This window comes from Arthrobacter sp. Dra40 (assembly GCF_059091905.1).
Genome location: NZ_JBNHHB010000055.1, coordinates 1 through 15,176 on the forward strand (window position 1 = coordinate 1; position 15,176 = coordinate 15,176).

Consider the following 15,176-nt stretch of genomic DNA (forward strand, 5'->3'; position numbering starts at 1 on the left):
GCCTCCCCATGGGGGGAGGCCGCCCCTTTGCACCGTCACGATTCGGGAAGCACCACGTCGACGGTCCCGGTGAACCGGGTGCCGACGCCGTCATACTCGCTGCGGACCCAGCCTGCCGGCAGCTCCGGCAGTTCCGCGGCATCATGGTGCCGGCAGTACACAAAGGTGAATTCCGGCCACCATTTCTTCGGCCGGGCTGACTCACTGAAGCCGCAAATGGTGCAGACCAGCGTGGTCCAGACCGGCCTTTTGCCGCTGCGGTTGGCCCGCGACTGGGCCAGCCAAGCCGGTGGGCTGGCCTCCATCGCGGCAAGCTCCTCCTTGGAGAGGCGGGACGGGATGCCGTGGCGTTTCGCCATCTCCAAGGGAATATCGAGCAACTGGGCTGCCTCGCGTCTGGTAATCATCACCTACCACCATGGACCGGGATGCCAACGGCTGCAACTTAGTGCCCTGTGCGGGTGCCGGCGCCCGGGGCGTGCGGCAGCGCCTGGGCGGAATCCGCCTGCGCGAGCGTCTGCGTGGCATGTGCAATGGCGTCCGACATCACCGCGAGGACGTCCTCGTCGACGTTTCCTACCGTGTCGCAACTGGAGTGATAGCACGGGTCATATGCTTTCCTCGTCATGCCCCCGTACACGGAAGCTTCCTCGGGTGACTTGAGGCCGACGTCTCCTGTGAACAGCCCGCCGACAGGGATGCCCTGTTCCATAAACGCCGCGTAGTCGGACCCGCCGTCGAACCGGGTGGGCCCGGCATCAAGGCCCTCTGCCGCAAAGTAGTTCAGGAAGACGTCCTCGATTTGTGCTGAACCGTCCGGGCCCGCCTCAGCGAACGCCGAGCCGTCACCGTCGTACACGAAGTTTGCGGCGTTGGGCGAGCCGACCATGTCGAAGGTGAGACTGGCGGCATGCTCTTCGACTTCAGTCGATGAGAGCTGTTCCACGTAGTAGGCCGAGCCCAGCAGGCCTTCTTCCTCGCCGCCCCAAAACGCAAACCGCACCCGGTTCATCGGCGTTATTCCCGTTTTCGCCAGACGGATGGCGGCTTCGAGGATGGCCGCTACGCCGCTGCCGTTGTCATTGATGCCGGGGCCCTCCGTCACCGAGTCGAGGTGGGCCCCGACGACGATGGTGCGGTCCGTTCGCCCGCCGGTATCCGCCAGGATATTGAAGGTTTCCCTGTCGCTGTCATCCGTGGATGCCTCGTAGGAGAATCTCTGCCGAACCGGATGGTAGCCGGCAGCCCGCAGTTGCTCCTCGACGTAGGCGGCGGATTCCTCATAGCCGGGGGTGCCGGCTGCGCGGTTACCGTTGTTGGCATCGGCGATTGTCTGCAGGGCCTGCAGATGGACCATGACGTTCCGGGCGGAAACGGAATCGCGAAAGGCTCTGGTATCGGGGCTGCTGCCCAAATTCAGGGACGGGGGAGCGGAACAGGCTGCCAGCAGAACGATGGCAGCGAGCATCATCGCCGTCGCCCGTATAGACAGGTGTCCATAGGTGTCCGAAGCCGTGGTTGGTCGTCGCGGGAGTGTTGTCACACAGCCGCCCACCAGGGGCTTGCTCCAACGTCACGGTGTGCCAATCGCCGGGCGCGCAGTGGTCCACCCTCGGGTGGCCGGCCAAGTCCGGCACGCACAGCGGCTCCTGCCGTCATTCTTGCGATGCCCTGGTCAACCGCCGACGTCTACCGGTGCCCGTCGCGTCCCGGGCGGGGTTGCCGGCATATATGGCGTTCTCCGGCACGTCCTCTCCTTTCATGAGCAACGAGTCGGCCTCGAGTACGACGCCATCGCCCACCATCGCGCCGTAATTCACGAAGGACTCGACGCTGAACGAACACCGGTTCCCCACCGTGATGTAGTCCGACTTGAACGTACCGTCTTCCATCGAGTGGCCTTGCAGAGCTGTGCCTTCGTTGAGGGCGCAGTCGTCGCCGATTGACACAAGAGTCTTCTCCGGGATATTGCAGCCGGCGTCGTACAGGCGTTTGCCCACCTTGACGCCGAGCATCCTCCAGACCATTGATTTGAATGGCGTGCCGTTGAAGGGCGGAGTGGCGAGCATCTTCCAGAGACGTTCATGGAGCCAGAAGTACGGGTCGTAGATGGAGCAGTACTGCGGTTTCAGTCTTCGGAATCCCAACATGGAGCGCTCGATCAGCACAGCGAGCAGGACACGGTATATCACCAGGCCCAACGTGCCCATGGCGATCGCCAGCACGCCGAAGTCGTCATAGATCGTCACCGTCGCCGCGGCGATCAGCGTTCCGGAGAAGAACAGGAACCAGCGAACACCGAGGAAGATTCCCATGCTCGTGATGTTGTGCCGGTTTTTGGCTGGCAGGCGCCGGTTCTTCGCCTCTTCGATCTTCAGTTCATCGAACCGGCTGTCCCGCTGGACGGACCGCGGAATCTCGAAAGGCGGGGATCCCAGTAAGCCCGTGTTTTCCCGGAGGGGTCCGTCGATCGGGATCATCACCTTTGTTGCCAGCAAAACGTTCTCGCCAACCCGTGCCTCAATGGGGAAGGTGAGGTCGTTTCCCAGGAAGTTTCGGCCCGCGATCCTGACCTGCGAAAGCCGGAATGACGTGCTGGAGTAGTCAGCGTTCATCATGTTCAGGCCATCGGAAACCATGGTCCCGTATCCGATGGTGTTCAGGTAGGGCGAATCATGAGCCACCTCGGGACCGAAGTTGGACCCGGTCTGCTCGACCTTCCGGCCCAGGGCATAGCCCAGCGCCTTGAGGTAGGGCACGATGTACGAACTGTCGCCGAAGACATCCTTGTACAGTTTGACGTTCGTCATCGCCGCAACCATCCGCTGAAGCATGAAATGCACGCCGTAAAGCGGGTAGACCTTGTCCGGCCTCAGAGCGAGGTTCAGGAGCCGGGGGAGGGTAAGGACCGCAATGAGGCCACCGAAGAAGGACGCGAGGAACACGGTGAGGGTGATGAGCAGGGTATCGAGATAGAAGAACGGATTGTCCATTTTCAGATGCCCGAAATCCAGGTAGGGCGGGAGCAGCCCTGCCAAGGCGACGACTCCGACCGGCATGACCAGGAAAAACCGGTTGAACAACTGCAGCAGGGTGAAGATGACCCTCCGCCGGGTGCTGCAGCGCATCGGTGGAACCCTAAGGTAGTTCGCGTCCGTGGGGATCGCGGGCGAGCCATGCCAGTGCTGTCCGTCCGGAATCGCCTGGCCCGTCTGGAGCGAGGACGCATGGCCCAGCTGAGCGCGGTCGCCCATGGACGTGTCGATGTCCAGCGTTGTTTTCTGCGATACAAGGACATCGCGGCCCAAGGTCACCGTGCCCGTCTCGATGACCCCGCTGCGGGCGCGGTAGCCAAGGAAGAATGAATTCTTGTGAATGACAGTGCCGTCGCCGATGGTGACCAGATCGGTGCATACCGGAACCATGCGGGAAAAAATGGCGACACCCTTGCCGATTTTGGCCCCAAGCGCCCGGAGGTAGAGCACATAAAGAGGCGAGCCGACGAACAGGACGAGCGGATTGCTCCGGTTGAGTGTCTTGACGACCCAAAACCGGATGTAGGTCCAGCTCCACAGCGGGATCTCCTGACGCTTCCAGTGCCCGATAAGAATCCACTTCACAAGAATCGGGGTGATGGACAGTACCAGGAACGTGGCGGCACCGAGTCCGGCGGACCGCAGCCACATATCAATGAACGTTGTCCCTTCGGAAACCCACACGAAGGATATGACCAGCAGAGAGGTTGCGTAGGTCGTGTAGCCCAGGAAGATGATCAGTTGCGCTACGCCGCACAAGATGTGACTGAGTGTGCTCGGCACGGACCGCGGGACCGGCGCCGCTTCGTCCGCGGCAGGGCCCGACATTTCAGCGGCAGCCTGTGCAGTGGCGAGGACGGCGGCAAGCTGGCGTACGGTCGGGTGCTGGTAGATATCCTGCATCGCCACCGGCGGCAGGGAGCCCTGGCGGCGGACGGCGGCTGAAAAGCCGGCCATGAGCAACGAATTCGCTCCGAGATCGTTGAAGAAGTGGGCCGTGGCGGAGGCTTTCTCCAGTCCCAACACTTCGGCAAGACAGCCGGCCAGTATCTCCTCCACTTCGGTCGCTGGTGCGCTGTACCCGTGGGTATTGCCGGTGAGCCGCGGTTTGCTGGGCAGCGGCAGCTTCTTCCGGTCGGCCTTCCCGCTGGGCATGACCGGTATTTCGGCGCAGTGTTCGAGGTAGGCCGGCACCATGTAGCCGGGCAGCGTCTCGCTCAGTTTCCCTGCAATGCCGGCCTCGTCGATTGCCAGGGTGTCCTGGCGCAGTGTGTAGTAGGCAACCAGTTCCACGATTCCCGGGGCTGGCTCGAAGGTGTTAACGACCGCTTGGGCGATGCCAGGCACCTGTAGCAGCACGGACTCGATTTCGGAGAGTTCAATGCGGTAGCCGCGGATCTTGACCTGGGTGTCGATCCGGCCGTGGTACTCGATGGTTCCGCTTTCGCTGAACCGTCCTAGGTCTCCCGAGCGGTAGATCCGGCCCGACGGATTGTTTTCGATGCCGAGGAAGTCGGGGATGAAGGCGCGCTCGGTGAGGTCGTCCCGGTTAACGTACCCACGGGCCAGCCCGACCCCGGCTATCCCGATTTCACCCAGTTCCCCCGGTGGCAACGCACGCGGTTCATCCGGATCGAGGATCACCGCAGAGTATGTTGGCAGCGGACTGCCCAGGGTCACCGCTTTGTCCGGGTGGACCGCATCCCACGTCGCAGTGACGGTTGCCTCCGTCGGGCCGTAGACGTTCAGGAACCTGCGGCCCGGCCGATGCCATCGGATGATGAGGTCACGCGGACAGGCCTCACCGGAAACCAGCAGAAACCGCAGGTCGGGCAGGTCCTCGTCGAGCGTGGCCAGCAGCGTCGGAACGCAGCACATGGCGCTCACCCTTTGGTCCCGGAGGAACTGGCCCAGTTCCATGCCAAGCAGGCTTGTACCACCGGGTTTGGGCACCAGTGTTGCACCCACCATCCATGGAACCCAGGTCTCCTCCACGGAAAAGTCGAAAGCGATCGTCATGCCCTGGTAGACGCGGTCTGTTGGCTGGTAGCCGTAGACTTCGGCTGCCACGAGCACGAAGTTACAGATGCTCGGGTGCTCGACGGCCACACCCTTGGGGCGTCCGGTCGAGCCTGAGGTGTAAATGATGTAGGCAAGTTCGCCGACGGGGCCGGTCTCCTCGGTTCTGGGCAAGCGCGAGGAATCCTGCGCGGCCACCATCGGCTCCTCCTCATCGAGGCAGATGATGGTCGCGGCCGTTTCGGGTATCCGGTCCCGCAGGTGGGACAGCGACAGGATGAGGCTCGCATCCGCATCCTCGGCGATGTATGCGAGACGGTCGGAGGGGTAACCCGCGTCCAGGGGAACAAATGCGGCACCGGCTTTCAAAACTGCCAGCATGGCGGTGTAAGACCGAACGGGCTGGTCGAAGAGCAGTGCAACCCGGTCGCCCGGTCGGGCGCCGCGCGAGATCAGGTACCGCGCAAGCTGGTTCGCCCTGGCGTCGAGCTGGTCGTAACTGAGCGACTGCCCCCTGCTGTCGACGGCGAGCCGTCCCCACTCGCCGGAGCGGCGCAACTCGTCGCAGCGGTCCTCGAAAAGCCGTTCCAACCGGTCCCCTGGACGCCAGCGTACGGTTCCGTTGCCAGGGGCACCGGCCAGGATGGTGCTGGTGGCCCCAGCCGGCCCAGTGTGTTCCTGCGTGTGATCTGTCTCTGGCAAGCGGTGCCGGGCTCTGCGGCCTGCCGGAGCGCTCATGCTGCTTCCTGTTGCTGCGGGTACTGCTGCCGGACAGCCTCGACCAGGATCGCGCAGGCGGTGGCGACGACCTCCGCTGTGATATTCAGCGGCGGCAGCAACCGGACGACGCTGCCGTTGCGGCCGCCCGTCTCCAGGATGAGGCCTTTCTGCAGCACCGCAGCCTGGACGGCCTGCGCCAACGCCCCGGAAGGACGTCCAGTCTGAGGATCCTTGAGCTCAATTCCCCACATGAGGCCCCGGCCCCGCACTTCGTGGACCCACGGAAGCTTCCGGAGCGGATCCAGCAACTCCTTTACCTGGGTTCCGCGTTCTTCGACGTTTTCAAGGATGCCGTCCCGGCGCACGATCCGCACGGCATTGGCCCCGGCGGCGAAAGCAAGCTGGTTTCCCCGAAACGTGCCGGTGTGGGCGCCGGGTTCCCAGGTGTCCAGCGCCTTGTTGTAAATGATGATGGCGATGGGCGTGCCGATTCCGCTGAGCGCCTTGGAAGCGATGATGACATCCGGCTCGATGTCGTACTGCTCGAACGCGAACCACGTTCCCGTGCGCCCGCATCCGGTCTGGACCTCGTCGGCGATCAGCGGGATGCCCAGCTCCCGGGTCAGTGCACGGATCCGCTGCATGAATTCGCGGTCCGCCGGGATCACCCCGCCCTCGCCCTGCACCATCTCGACGATCACAGCGGCCGGGAGCGGGATTCCGCCGAGATCGTCCTTGAGCGAATTCTCCAGATAGGTGGCGCAGTTGGTAGAGCACGTCTCGGGCCCCAAACCCAGGGGACACCGGCTGCAGTACGAATACGGGAAAAAGTGCACGCCGGGCACACCATTGGCAACGGGCGACTTTTGCTCGACCAGTCCTGTCAGGGCCATCGGAGCGGCGCTGCTGCCGTGGAAGCCGCCCTGGAAGGAGATGATCTCGCCGCGGCCCGTGGCGGTCTTGCACAGCTTGATCGCCGCATCCACGGCATTCGCTCCGGTCGGGCCGCAGAAGTGGATCTTCACTCGTTCCCGCATCCCGGCGGGCAGCATTGACAGCTGCGCGTCGATGAACGCCTCCTTGGCCGGGGTAGGGAAGTCCAGACCATGCGTGAATTTTCCCAGCTGATCCGCGGCCGCCTGGACGAGCTCGGGGTGGTTGTGGCCGAGCGTGAGGACTCCGGCACCGGCGAGGAAGTCGATGAAGACGTTGCCATCGACGTCGCGGACAAAGCTGCCGTGCCCTTCCTCGATGGCAATTGGAAGGTGGCGGGGATAGGTCCGCGCATTGGATTCCCGGTCTGCCTGGCGGGCCAGCAGTTCAGCCGACCCCGGGCCGGGCACCGGTCCGACCAGTTGTGGGGCGGTGAACCCGAGTAAGTCCGAAAAGGCTGCCACGGCAGTCCTCCTAGTCTGAGAGCGACAAAAGGGCCCAGTGATAGCAGAGGCGAAGAATTCGCTCACCGCCGGGCCCCTAAACGACATTGGACGACGTCCGGTGTTACGCGCACGTTACTGGACAGTTATGGGCAATGAATGCTCCGGCTGGCTGTCCGGTGCCGCTTCGTCGTCGTCCAGCGCCGGCTCGCCGGCCGACGCCTGCTCCGTGCCGTCGGACCACCCGAAGGCCTGCCGTACCGCCGCCAGCGCGTCGTCGAGCAAGCTGGCCCGGGTCGCGATGCAAATGCGGAACTGCGACGTCGATATCAGTTCGATGTTGACTCCGGCATCGGCCAGAATCCTAAAGAACCGGTAATAGACATCGGCTTCCATCCGCAGGCCGAAGCCCATCAGAGAGATCAGCCCAATGCCGTCGTCGTAGTGCAGGGAATGGAAGCCGATTCTGTTCCTTTCGCCCTCGAGGGCGGCGGGGACAGAGAGTCCGCACTCGCGGGGCACCGTGAAGGCGATATCGCTGCAGCCTGCGCGCGCCGCGGAGACCTTCTGGGCGATGAAGTCAGTGTAGGCGCCGGTCTCCGCCATGATCGCGCACAAAGCGGCGGCTGCCCTCTGCGTATCAGGAACGCCGGTGACCGTGATTTTTGCCCAGGACCGCTCCGCGGCAACGCTGGAGACAACCGGAGTCTCCAGGGAATGTCCCGGTAACCGGGACGAATCATTCGCAGGGCCCGGCACCACCATGGTGCCTTCGCCACGGGTGAACGACGACCTAACGTGCAGGGTGACTCCAAACCGGCGCGCGTATTCGACACAGCGCACCTGTAGGACTTTTGCCCCGCATGCCGCGAGCTCAAGCATGCATTCGCTGGAAATCGTGTCGATCTTTCGGGCCGAGGGAACCACGCGTGGGTCCGCGGTGTAAACACCGTCAACGTCGGTGTAGATTTCGCATACTCTCGCCTCCAAAGCGGCGGCCAGAGCGATGGCGGTGATGTCCGAGCCGCCTCGCCCGAGCGTCGTGATTTCCTTGGTTCCCCGGCTCTTCCCCTGGAACCCTGCGACGATAGGTATTTCGCCACGCTTGAGCGCAGCCCGGATCCGCCGTGCGTTGACGTCGACGATACGGGCTTTGCCATGGATGTCATCTGTGATCAGGCCCGTTTTGCCCCCCGTGAAGGTCCGCGGGAACCCACCGAGATCGGACAGCGCGATGGCCAGCAGGTCCGCGGAAATCTGCTCTCCGTTCGTGAGCAGGAGGTCCAGTTCGCGGGCCGCCGGCAGGTCCGAAACCTGGGCGGCCAGATCCAGAAGTTCATCGGTGGTGTCGCCCATCGCGGAAACAACGACGACCACTTCGTGACCCGACCGGTACGTCTCCATGATCCGCCCGGCGACCCGCCGGATGGCCCCGGCGTCGGATAGGGAAGAGCCGCCGAATTTCTGCACGATGAGCGAGGGCGCGCTGCCCGCGCCGTCAAGGACTCCCGTGGTCAATGCCGCTGGGCTGACACCAGCGGCGTTCCCGGAGCGGGATGGGAGGTGGGCGGGAAGATGCATCCCGGAGGGAGCGGCTGACGCGGTACCTTCGCTATACACGGAACCCCCCTGTTCGTCATGTATTCGTCCAGTACAGTTCACCCGGACTGTCGTCACCGCTTCGTTATTCGAGTGTTACCGGTCAGGTTTGTTTCGGATGAATCATTTAGCTGCGTTGACAACGCTGGACAGGATGGGAAGCTGAACTAGGGGATGTTTCGGCCGTGGTCTTGGGGGCCGCTCAATGCCTTTTGGGGGGCAACGAAGTGAATGCAACAGAACGTATGTGGGAAGTTCAATTACTCGGGGGGTGGCAGCTCCGGCATGGAAAAGCGCCTGTCAAAGTAACCATCCGGCAGCAGCGCCTGATTGCCGTCCTGGCCCTGTACGGCAGTGAGCCGCGTGCTTTCCTGGCCGGGCTGCTCTGGCCGGACAGCTCGGAGCAGCAAGCAGCGGGTAGCCTGCGGGCAACGATTTGGATGATCTCCCACCAGCTGCCTGGCTTGCTGGTGGAGAGCAGGGACCCGCTGGCACTCGCTCCGGACGTGGTGGTGGACGTCCATGAAGTCCGCCGTCGACTGGCCGCTCTTGACGGGGACCGCGGGGTCCGCCTGCGTCCGGCCATGCTGGACCTGCTGCATACGGCCGAGCTGCTGCCGGGGTGGTACGAGGACTGGGTTATGGCCGAGCAGGAGCGGTGGAGGCTGCTGAGGCTGACGGCGCTGGAACGGCTCGCCAGCCAGTATCTAGAGCGCGGCGAAACCGGCCAGGCTACGGACGCTGCGGGCTACGCCATTGCCCTGGAGCCGCTGCGCGAAAGCGCCCAGCGGCTGTTGCTGGAGACGCACATAGCCGATGGCAACTATGCCCAGGCATTGCGGGCGTTCGAGGTCTTCAAGTCCCGGCTTTGGAAGGAATTCGGGGTGCAGCCTTCGGCCAAGATCATGAACCTCATGGCGCCCCTGCTCATGTAACCGGCGGCGGCCGGCGAGCGGCCGGCCGCCGGGTGCCTGGTGCTCTGGCGCCCGCAGACTAGGGCTCTGCGGTCAGGGACGAGGCATACAGGTCCATCAGCGCCGGGAGCCCGCCGGATTCCATGGCTCTGCGCTGCCGCTCGGCACCTGTTCCCGTGGCAAAGAGCCGTTCAATGCTGGCATCCACCCACGCCGAGTCGCCTTCTTCCTCCAGTGCGGGCCGGATGTAGCGCAGCAGCATGCGCACCACGTCCTGCGCCGGCAGCAGCACACCGGACTCGGGGTCCACCAGCCGGTCGGACAGGCCCTGCCGTCCCGCCTGCCAGACGGCAGCATCCAATAGCTCCGGATCAGGCTGAATGAAGGACCGCGAGGCTGCTTCATCGGTCAGCACCGTGGAGATAAGGCCCCGGACCACTGCCGCGATCAGCACGGAGTCCTGGGCTTCGAGCTGCACATCGGCAGCACGGACTTCCAGTGTGGGGTAGCGGTCGGATAGCCGGGCCAGCCACGTGATGACGCCCCGGTCGATGATCACGCCGGAGTCCACCAGGCGCTGGATACGGCGCTCGTAGTCTGCCGCATCACGGAAGACCGGCGCGCAGCCCTGGATCGGCCAGCGGCGGTAATGGACAATGCGCCAGCTGTCGAATCCACTATCGCGGTCCAGCCAGTAGGGCGAGTTGGCACCCAACGCCACTACCGCCGGCAGCCACGGCCTGATGCGGTTCAACGCCTGCACCCCGGCTTCCTTGTCCGGGACGGAGACATGCACGTGCTGGCCGTTGACGAACTGGTCGGCCACGATGCCCTTAGCGCTGGCCTTGAGCTGGTGGTAACGCTGGTTGTCCGTCACCTCCGGATAGTCGTCCTGGATCCGCGGCGCAGTGCCGGTAGCCGCGGCCCGAACGCCGGTCTTCCGGGCGGCGGCATCCAGCTCGCGGCGGAAGTTGAGCAGTGACTCCTCGGCCTCGGTGAGCGTGGAGCAGACCGCGGTGGCAGTTTCGATCTGGCAAGTGAGCAGTTCCCGCTGGATTTCATCCCTGGCCACTTGAACTGAGCCTTTAAGGTTCTCGGCGACCGTATCCGCCACCGGGGCGGGTAAGCCGGTGACCGGATCCAACAGCAGGTACTCTTCCTCAATTCCCAGAGTGGCCACGGAACACCTTTCATTTTGCCAATGCTCGGACATTTCGAGCCTAACTGATCAGCAGGCTTGTGGAGTCCATAGCCGGCCAACCACGGGCCACGCTGTGCGGCGGCGGCGACCGGACCTGGTGTCAGAGCGCGGCCGCCAGCCCCAGCGCCGCGGCACCGGTGCCCAGCAGCAAATTGGCCGCAAGATTGACGACGGCGGCAAGCGGCCGGCGCTCCGCCCACAGCTTAACCGTGGCAACCGTGAAGGAACTGAAGGTGGTCAGTCCGCCCGCCAGTCCGCTGGCCAGGGCCACGCGCCATGGCTCCGCCATGCCATGCTCCGAACCCAGCACTCCGCCGGCGGCGAGTCCAAGAATGAACGATCCGGCGACGTTGACCAGCAAGGTTGCCCAGGGCCAATGTTGTTCCGGCCGGCTGCGGGCTGCCTGCCGGCGGGCAAGCCAGGTGTCGACGGCGAAGCGCAACAGGGCTCCGGCACCACCGAGTACCCCGACCAGCAGCGCGGTCATGGTCCGCCCATCCGCTGGATCCGGCGGCCCAGTCCCCGGCCTGCGTACAGGCCAACGACCGCAGCCGCCAAACCCGCCGCCAGGGACAGGCCCACGTACAGCAGCCAGGCACCGTGACGTCCTTGGGCGGCCAGCTGGTCGACGGCGAACGCCACCGCTGAAAAGGTGGTGAAAGACGCCAGCAGTCCCGGTCCCAGCGCTGCCCGGAGCCAGAAGGCCGTGCCGGGACGTTCTGTCCACAACGCCGTCAGCAAGCCCAGCAGCAGGCTTCCGGCCACGTTGATGGACAGTGTGGTCCACGGGATGGCACCGTTATCGGGGAGAGCGAGGCCCAGCAGGTAACGCGCTTCGGTACCGGCGAAACCGCCGACGGCGACGGCCGCCCAGGCGCCCCATCCGGGCACCGAGGAAGGCGCTGACCCGATGCGAAGCCGCGCACGCGGCGTCGTACTCACGAAGCGAGCCGGCAGCCGGGATGCGGATCACTGTGCACCCACAGGGCCGCGGCAGCCTGGTCGCCCAGATCCAGCTCCCGGGCGGACCCGGCGGGACCGAAACGGACCACCAAGGCACCGCCGAAGGGGCGCCGGCCTACCACTTCCACCCGGTCATCGAGCCCGATCTGCTCGGCACTGAAGAAGCGCAGCAGGTCGCCGTCGGCGTCGCTGATGCGGGTGATGCGGCCGGTGTGGCCGCCGTCGAGTTCCTCCAGCTGCAGGGCGCTGGGGACGTCGACGGTGCCGTCCGCCGCCGGGATCGGGTCGCCGTGCGGATCGCGCTGCGGGTTGCCTAGCTTTGCCGCCATGCGGTCAGTGAACATGTCGGAGACGGTATGTTCCAGCAGCTCCGCTTCGTCGTGGACTTCATCCCAGGCATAGCCCAGTTCCTGGACCAGGAAAGTCTCCAGAACCCGGTGCCGTCGGACCATGGTCAGGGCCAACCGGCGGCCGGCGCCGGTCAGCTCAATGGCGCTGTACGGCCGGTGGTCCACCAGTTGCAGCTCTACCAGCTTGCGCACCATCTCGGAAACTGACGAGTTGGCCACTCCGAGCCGGGCAGCCAACTGCGAGGACGTGATGGGCTTGTCCTGCCACTCGGTGAACGCATAGATGACTTTGACGTAGTCCTGCACGCTGGACGAGCCGCTGCTGAGGGCGGTTTTCCTGGCCGGGGGCATGCGTCTCACTCCTCGTCGAACGTCTTTCAAGGGGCAGGCTTACGGTTCTGCGGCGCGGGTTCCGGATTGCACGGCCGACCGCTGCCCAGCGGATCTGCGCCGCGCCAACTGCCAGATTACCCCGGTCCGCGGCGCGGACAGATAGACCACGAGGAAGACCAGGGCCTGCGCCAGGACCACCGCCGCCCCGGTCGCGACGTCCAGGTAGTAGCTGGCGTAAATGCCGGCGACCGAGGCCGCGGCGGTGACCGAGGCTGCGATGGCCAGCATGGCGTCAAAGCGCCGGGTCAGCAGGAAAGCGGTGGCTCCCGGGGTGATCAACATGGCGACCACCAGCACGATGCCCACTGCCTGCAGGCCGACGACGACGGTCAGCGCCAGCAGCCCCAGCAGCAGCACCGACAGCCAGCGCGTGTTGAGCCCGATGGCATGGGCGTGGATGCGGTCGAAGGCGAACAGCGTGAGGTCGCGGCGCTTGAACAGCAGCACGCACAGCGTCACCGCCCCGAGGACGAGCACCTGCAGCAGTTCCCCGTCGCTGACCCCCAGAACATTGCCGAACAGGATGTGCTGCAAGTCGGTCTGGCTCGGTGTCTTGGAGATGATCGCCAGGCCGGCGGCGAAGAACGCCGTGAAAACCACGCCGATTACCGTATCGCCCTTCAGGCGCGTGGAGCCGCGCACGCCGCCGATCAGCGCGACCGCGGCTGCGCCGAAGACGAAAGCGCCGATCGAGAACGGCACACCGATGATGTACGCCAGCGCCACGCCGGGCAGCACGGCGTGGGACACCGCATCACCCATCAGCGACCAGCCCATCAAGATCAGCCAGCAGGACAACACGGCGGACACGATTGAGGCGGCGAGCGTCACCACCAGGGCACGGGTGAGGAACCCGTACTGCAGCGGTTCAAGCAGCCAGTTAAGCACGTCCACGGCGGGTTCCTTCCGGGAGGCCGGCAAGCGCGGAGCCGAAGGCCACGGCCAGGTTGTCGTTGGTCAAGACCTCGGCCGGGCGGCCATGCGCCAGGACCTTCCGGTGCAGAAGTATCGCCTCGTCGCACAACTGCGGGATGCCGGCCAGATCGTGGGTGGAGATCAGGATGGTCTTGCCCTCGTCGCGCAGTTCTTTCAGCAGGGCGATCAGGACCGCTTCAGAAGCTTTGTCCACTCCGGCGAATGGCTCATCAAGCAGGAGCAGGCCGGCGTCCTGGGCAATGCCGCGGGCCACGAAGGCGCGTTTGCGCTGTCCTCCGGAGAGTTCGCCAATCTGCCGGTGCTGCAGTTGGGCAAGACCGGTGCGCTCCAGGGCCGCGTGTACTGCTTCGCGGTCCTCGCGACGCGGGCGCCGCATGGGCCCCAGCCTGCCGTAACGGCCCATGGTCACCACGTCCCGCACCGACACCGGAAAGGTCCAATCGACGTCTTCGGACTGCGGCACGTAGCTGACCAGGTTCAGCTTCCTTGCCTGGCGGGGGGAATGCCCAAACAGTCCCACCCGGCCGGACGCCGGGTGGGCCAGCCCCATCAGTGACTTGAACAACGTGGACTTGCCGGAGCCGTTGACGCCGATCAGCCCGCAGATGGTCCCGGGTGCCACGGTGACAGAGACGTCCTCGAGGGCAACGACGTCGTTGTAGGACACGCTGAGGGCGGCCACCGAGATGGCGGCGGCACCGGCGGGGAGGACGGGGATGTTCACGAGGCCAGTCCTTCCTTGATCAGGGAGATGTCGTGCCGGATCAGCTCCAGATGGGTGGGCACGGGGCCGTTCGGTCCAGAGAGCGAGTCCACATACAGCGGCGTGACGAGCCGGGCGCCGGTGGCTTCGGCAACCTGCTGCATCGACTTCGGGTTGACTGTCGATTCACAGAACACCGACGGGATGTGGTGTTCGGCGACTTCTCGAATGACTTTCTGGATTTGCCGCGGCGTACCTTCGGCATCGGAATTCACCGGCCAGAGATAGGCCTCGCGCAGTCCGGCGTCACGGGCCAGATACGAAAAGGCACCCTCGCAAGTGACCAGGGCCGGAACGGCCGCTGTATCGGCGAAGGCTGACCGGAGGTCGGCCATCAACACGTCCAGTTCCCGCTTGTAGGCGGCGCCGTTGCGGCGGAAATCTTCGGCGTGCGCAGGCACCAAGCGGCTTAAGGCGTGCACGATGTTGTCCACATAGACCTTGGCTGCCTTCGGGGACATCCACGCGTGGGGGTTGGGTCTGCCTTCAAAGTTCCCGGCGGTGATGTTCACCGGTTTCACGCCCTCGCTGAGGACCACATGCGGGGCTGGAACGGCATGCAGGAACCGTTCAAACCAGCGTTCTAGGCCCAGCCCGTTGTCAAGAATCAGGTCGGCCTCCTGGGCCCTGACCAGGTCCGACGGCGTGGGCTGGTAGCCGTGGATTTCGGCGCCGATCTTGGTGATGGAGGCGACTTCGACGTATCCGCCGCCGATAGTGCCGGCCATGTCCGCCAGTACGGTGAAGGTGGTCAGCACCAGTGGCCGTTCGACGGGCGGTGCCGCAGTCGAACCGGGCGGCTTGGTGCAGCCCGTCACCGCCAGCATGACCGCTACAGCCAGCAGGCATGCCTTGAAAATAAATTTCGGCATGCCTAAATCATGCAGGATTGACGCCCCCTGAACAA

General features: G+C 64.8%; 13 protein-coding genes. 1 reads left to right on the top strand and 12 read right to left on the bottom strand.

The features are described 5' to 3' along the window. Window positions 1-35: 35 nt before the first annotated feature. The 5 genes from AC5RWT_RS19530 to AC5RWT_RS19550 form a co-directional block, all read right to left on the bottom strand. On the bottom strand, window positions 36-407 hold the full coding sequence (locus tag AC5RWT_RS19530; protein WP_494081616.1) for a hypothetical protein: 372 nt from the start codon (window positions 405-407) through the stop codon (window positions 36-38). A gap of 38 nt (window positions 408-445) precedes the next feature. Continuing rightward, window positions 446-1,357, bottom strand: a complete 912-nt coding sequence (locus AC5RWT_RS19535; RefSeq protein WP_494081617.1) for a M28 family metallopeptidase — start codon at window positions 1,355-1,357, stop codon at window positions 446-448. Between the two features lie 298 nt (window positions 1,358-1,655). After that, a complete protein-coding gene (locus AC5RWT_RS19540; RefSeq protein WP_494081618.1) occupies window positions 1,656-5,792 on the bottom strand; it encodes a Pls/PosA family non-ribosomal peptide synthetase in 4,137 nt (1,378 codons plus the stop codon). Continuing rightward, window positions 5,789-7,171, bottom strand: a complete 1,383-nt coding sequence (locus AC5RWT_RS19545; protein WP_494081619.1) for a diaminobutyrate--2-oxoglutarate transaminase family protein — start codon at window positions 7,169-7,171, stop codon at window positions 5,789-5,791. Before AC5RWT_RS19545 ends, AC5RWT_RS19540 begins: the two co-directional genes overlap by 4 nt. A gap of 114 nt (window positions 7,172-7,285) precedes the next feature. Then, complete coding sequence (locus tag AC5RWT_RS19550; RefSeq protein WP_494081620.1) at window positions 7,286-8,668, bottom strand: aspartate kinase; 1,383 nt, start codon at window positions 8,666-8,668, stop codon at window positions 7,286-7,288. 308 nt (window positions 8,669-8,976) lie between these two features. Between AC5RWT_RS19550 and AC5RWT_RS19555 the strand changes: the two genes are divergently transcribed. Beyond that, on the top strand, window positions 8,977-9,684 hold the full coding sequence (locus tag AC5RWT_RS19555) for an AfsR/SARP family transcriptional regulator (protein WP_494081621.1): 708 nt from the start codon (window positions 8,977-8,979) through the stop codon (window positions 9,682-9,684). 58 nt (window positions 9,685-9,742) lie between these two features. Here the strand turns inward: AC5RWT_RS19555 and AC5RWT_RS19560 are convergent, their stop codons facing one another. The 7 genes from AC5RWT_RS19560 to AC5RWT_RS19590 all read right to left on the bottom strand — a co-directional run bounded on the left by AC5RWT_RS19560 (window position 9,743) and on the right by AC5RWT_RS19590 (window position 15,141). Next, the gene (locus AC5RWT_RS19560; protein ID WP_494081622.1) at window positions 9,743-10,843 is read right to left on the bottom strand and encodes a carboxylate-amine ligase; all 1,101 of its coding nucleotides are present in this window, start codon (window positions 10,841-10,843) and stop codon (window positions 9,743-9,745) included. A 121-nt stretch (window positions 10,844-10,964) separates the two neighbouring features. Further along, window positions 10,965-11,351, bottom strand: a complete 387-nt coding sequence (locus AC5RWT_RS19565; protein ID WP_494081623.1) for a fluoride efflux transporter FluC — start codon at window positions 11,349-11,351, stop codon at window positions 10,965-10,967. Further along, window positions 11,348-11,806, bottom strand: coding sequence for a fluoride efflux transporter FluC (locus tag AC5RWT_RS19570; protein WP_494081624.1), 459 nt, complete (start codon window positions 11,804-11,806; stop codon window positions 11,348-11,350). Before AC5RWT_RS19570 ends, AC5RWT_RS19565 begins: the two co-directional genes overlap by 4 nt. After that, entirely contained in the window at window positions 11,803-12,528 is a 726-nt protein-coding gene (locus tag AC5RWT_RS19575; RefSeq protein WP_494081625.1) for a metal-dependent transcriptional regulator, read from the bottom strand. The genes AC5RWT_RS19570 and AC5RWT_RS19575 overlap by 4 nt, the downstream gene beginning before the upstream one ends. A 39-nt stretch (window positions 12,529-12,567) precedes the next feature. After that, window positions 12,568-13,464: a metal ABC transporter permease gene (locus AC5RWT_RS19580; RefSeq protein ID WP_494081626.1), complete on the bottom strand. Its 897-nt coding sequence runs from the start codon at window positions 13,462-13,464 to the stop codon at window positions 12,568-12,570. After that, window positions 13,451-14,230 carry a metal ABC transporter ATP-binding protein gene (locus AC5RWT_RS19585; protein ID WP_494081627.1) on the bottom strand — a complete coding sequence of 260 codons (780 nt, stop codon included), beginning with the start codon at window positions 14,228-14,230 and terminating at the stop codon, window positions 13,451-13,453. The genes AC5RWT_RS19580 and AC5RWT_RS19585 overlap by 14 nt, the downstream gene beginning before the upstream one ends. Beyond that, window positions 14,227-15,141, bottom strand: coding sequence for a metal ABC transporter substrate-binding protein (locus tag AC5RWT_RS19590; RefSeq protein ID WP_494081628.1), 915 nt, complete (start codon window positions 15,139-15,141; stop codon window positions 14,227-14,229). The genes AC5RWT_RS19585 and AC5RWT_RS19590 overlap by 4 nt, the downstream gene beginning before the upstream one ends. Window positions 15,142-15,176: the final 35 nt, after the last annotated feature.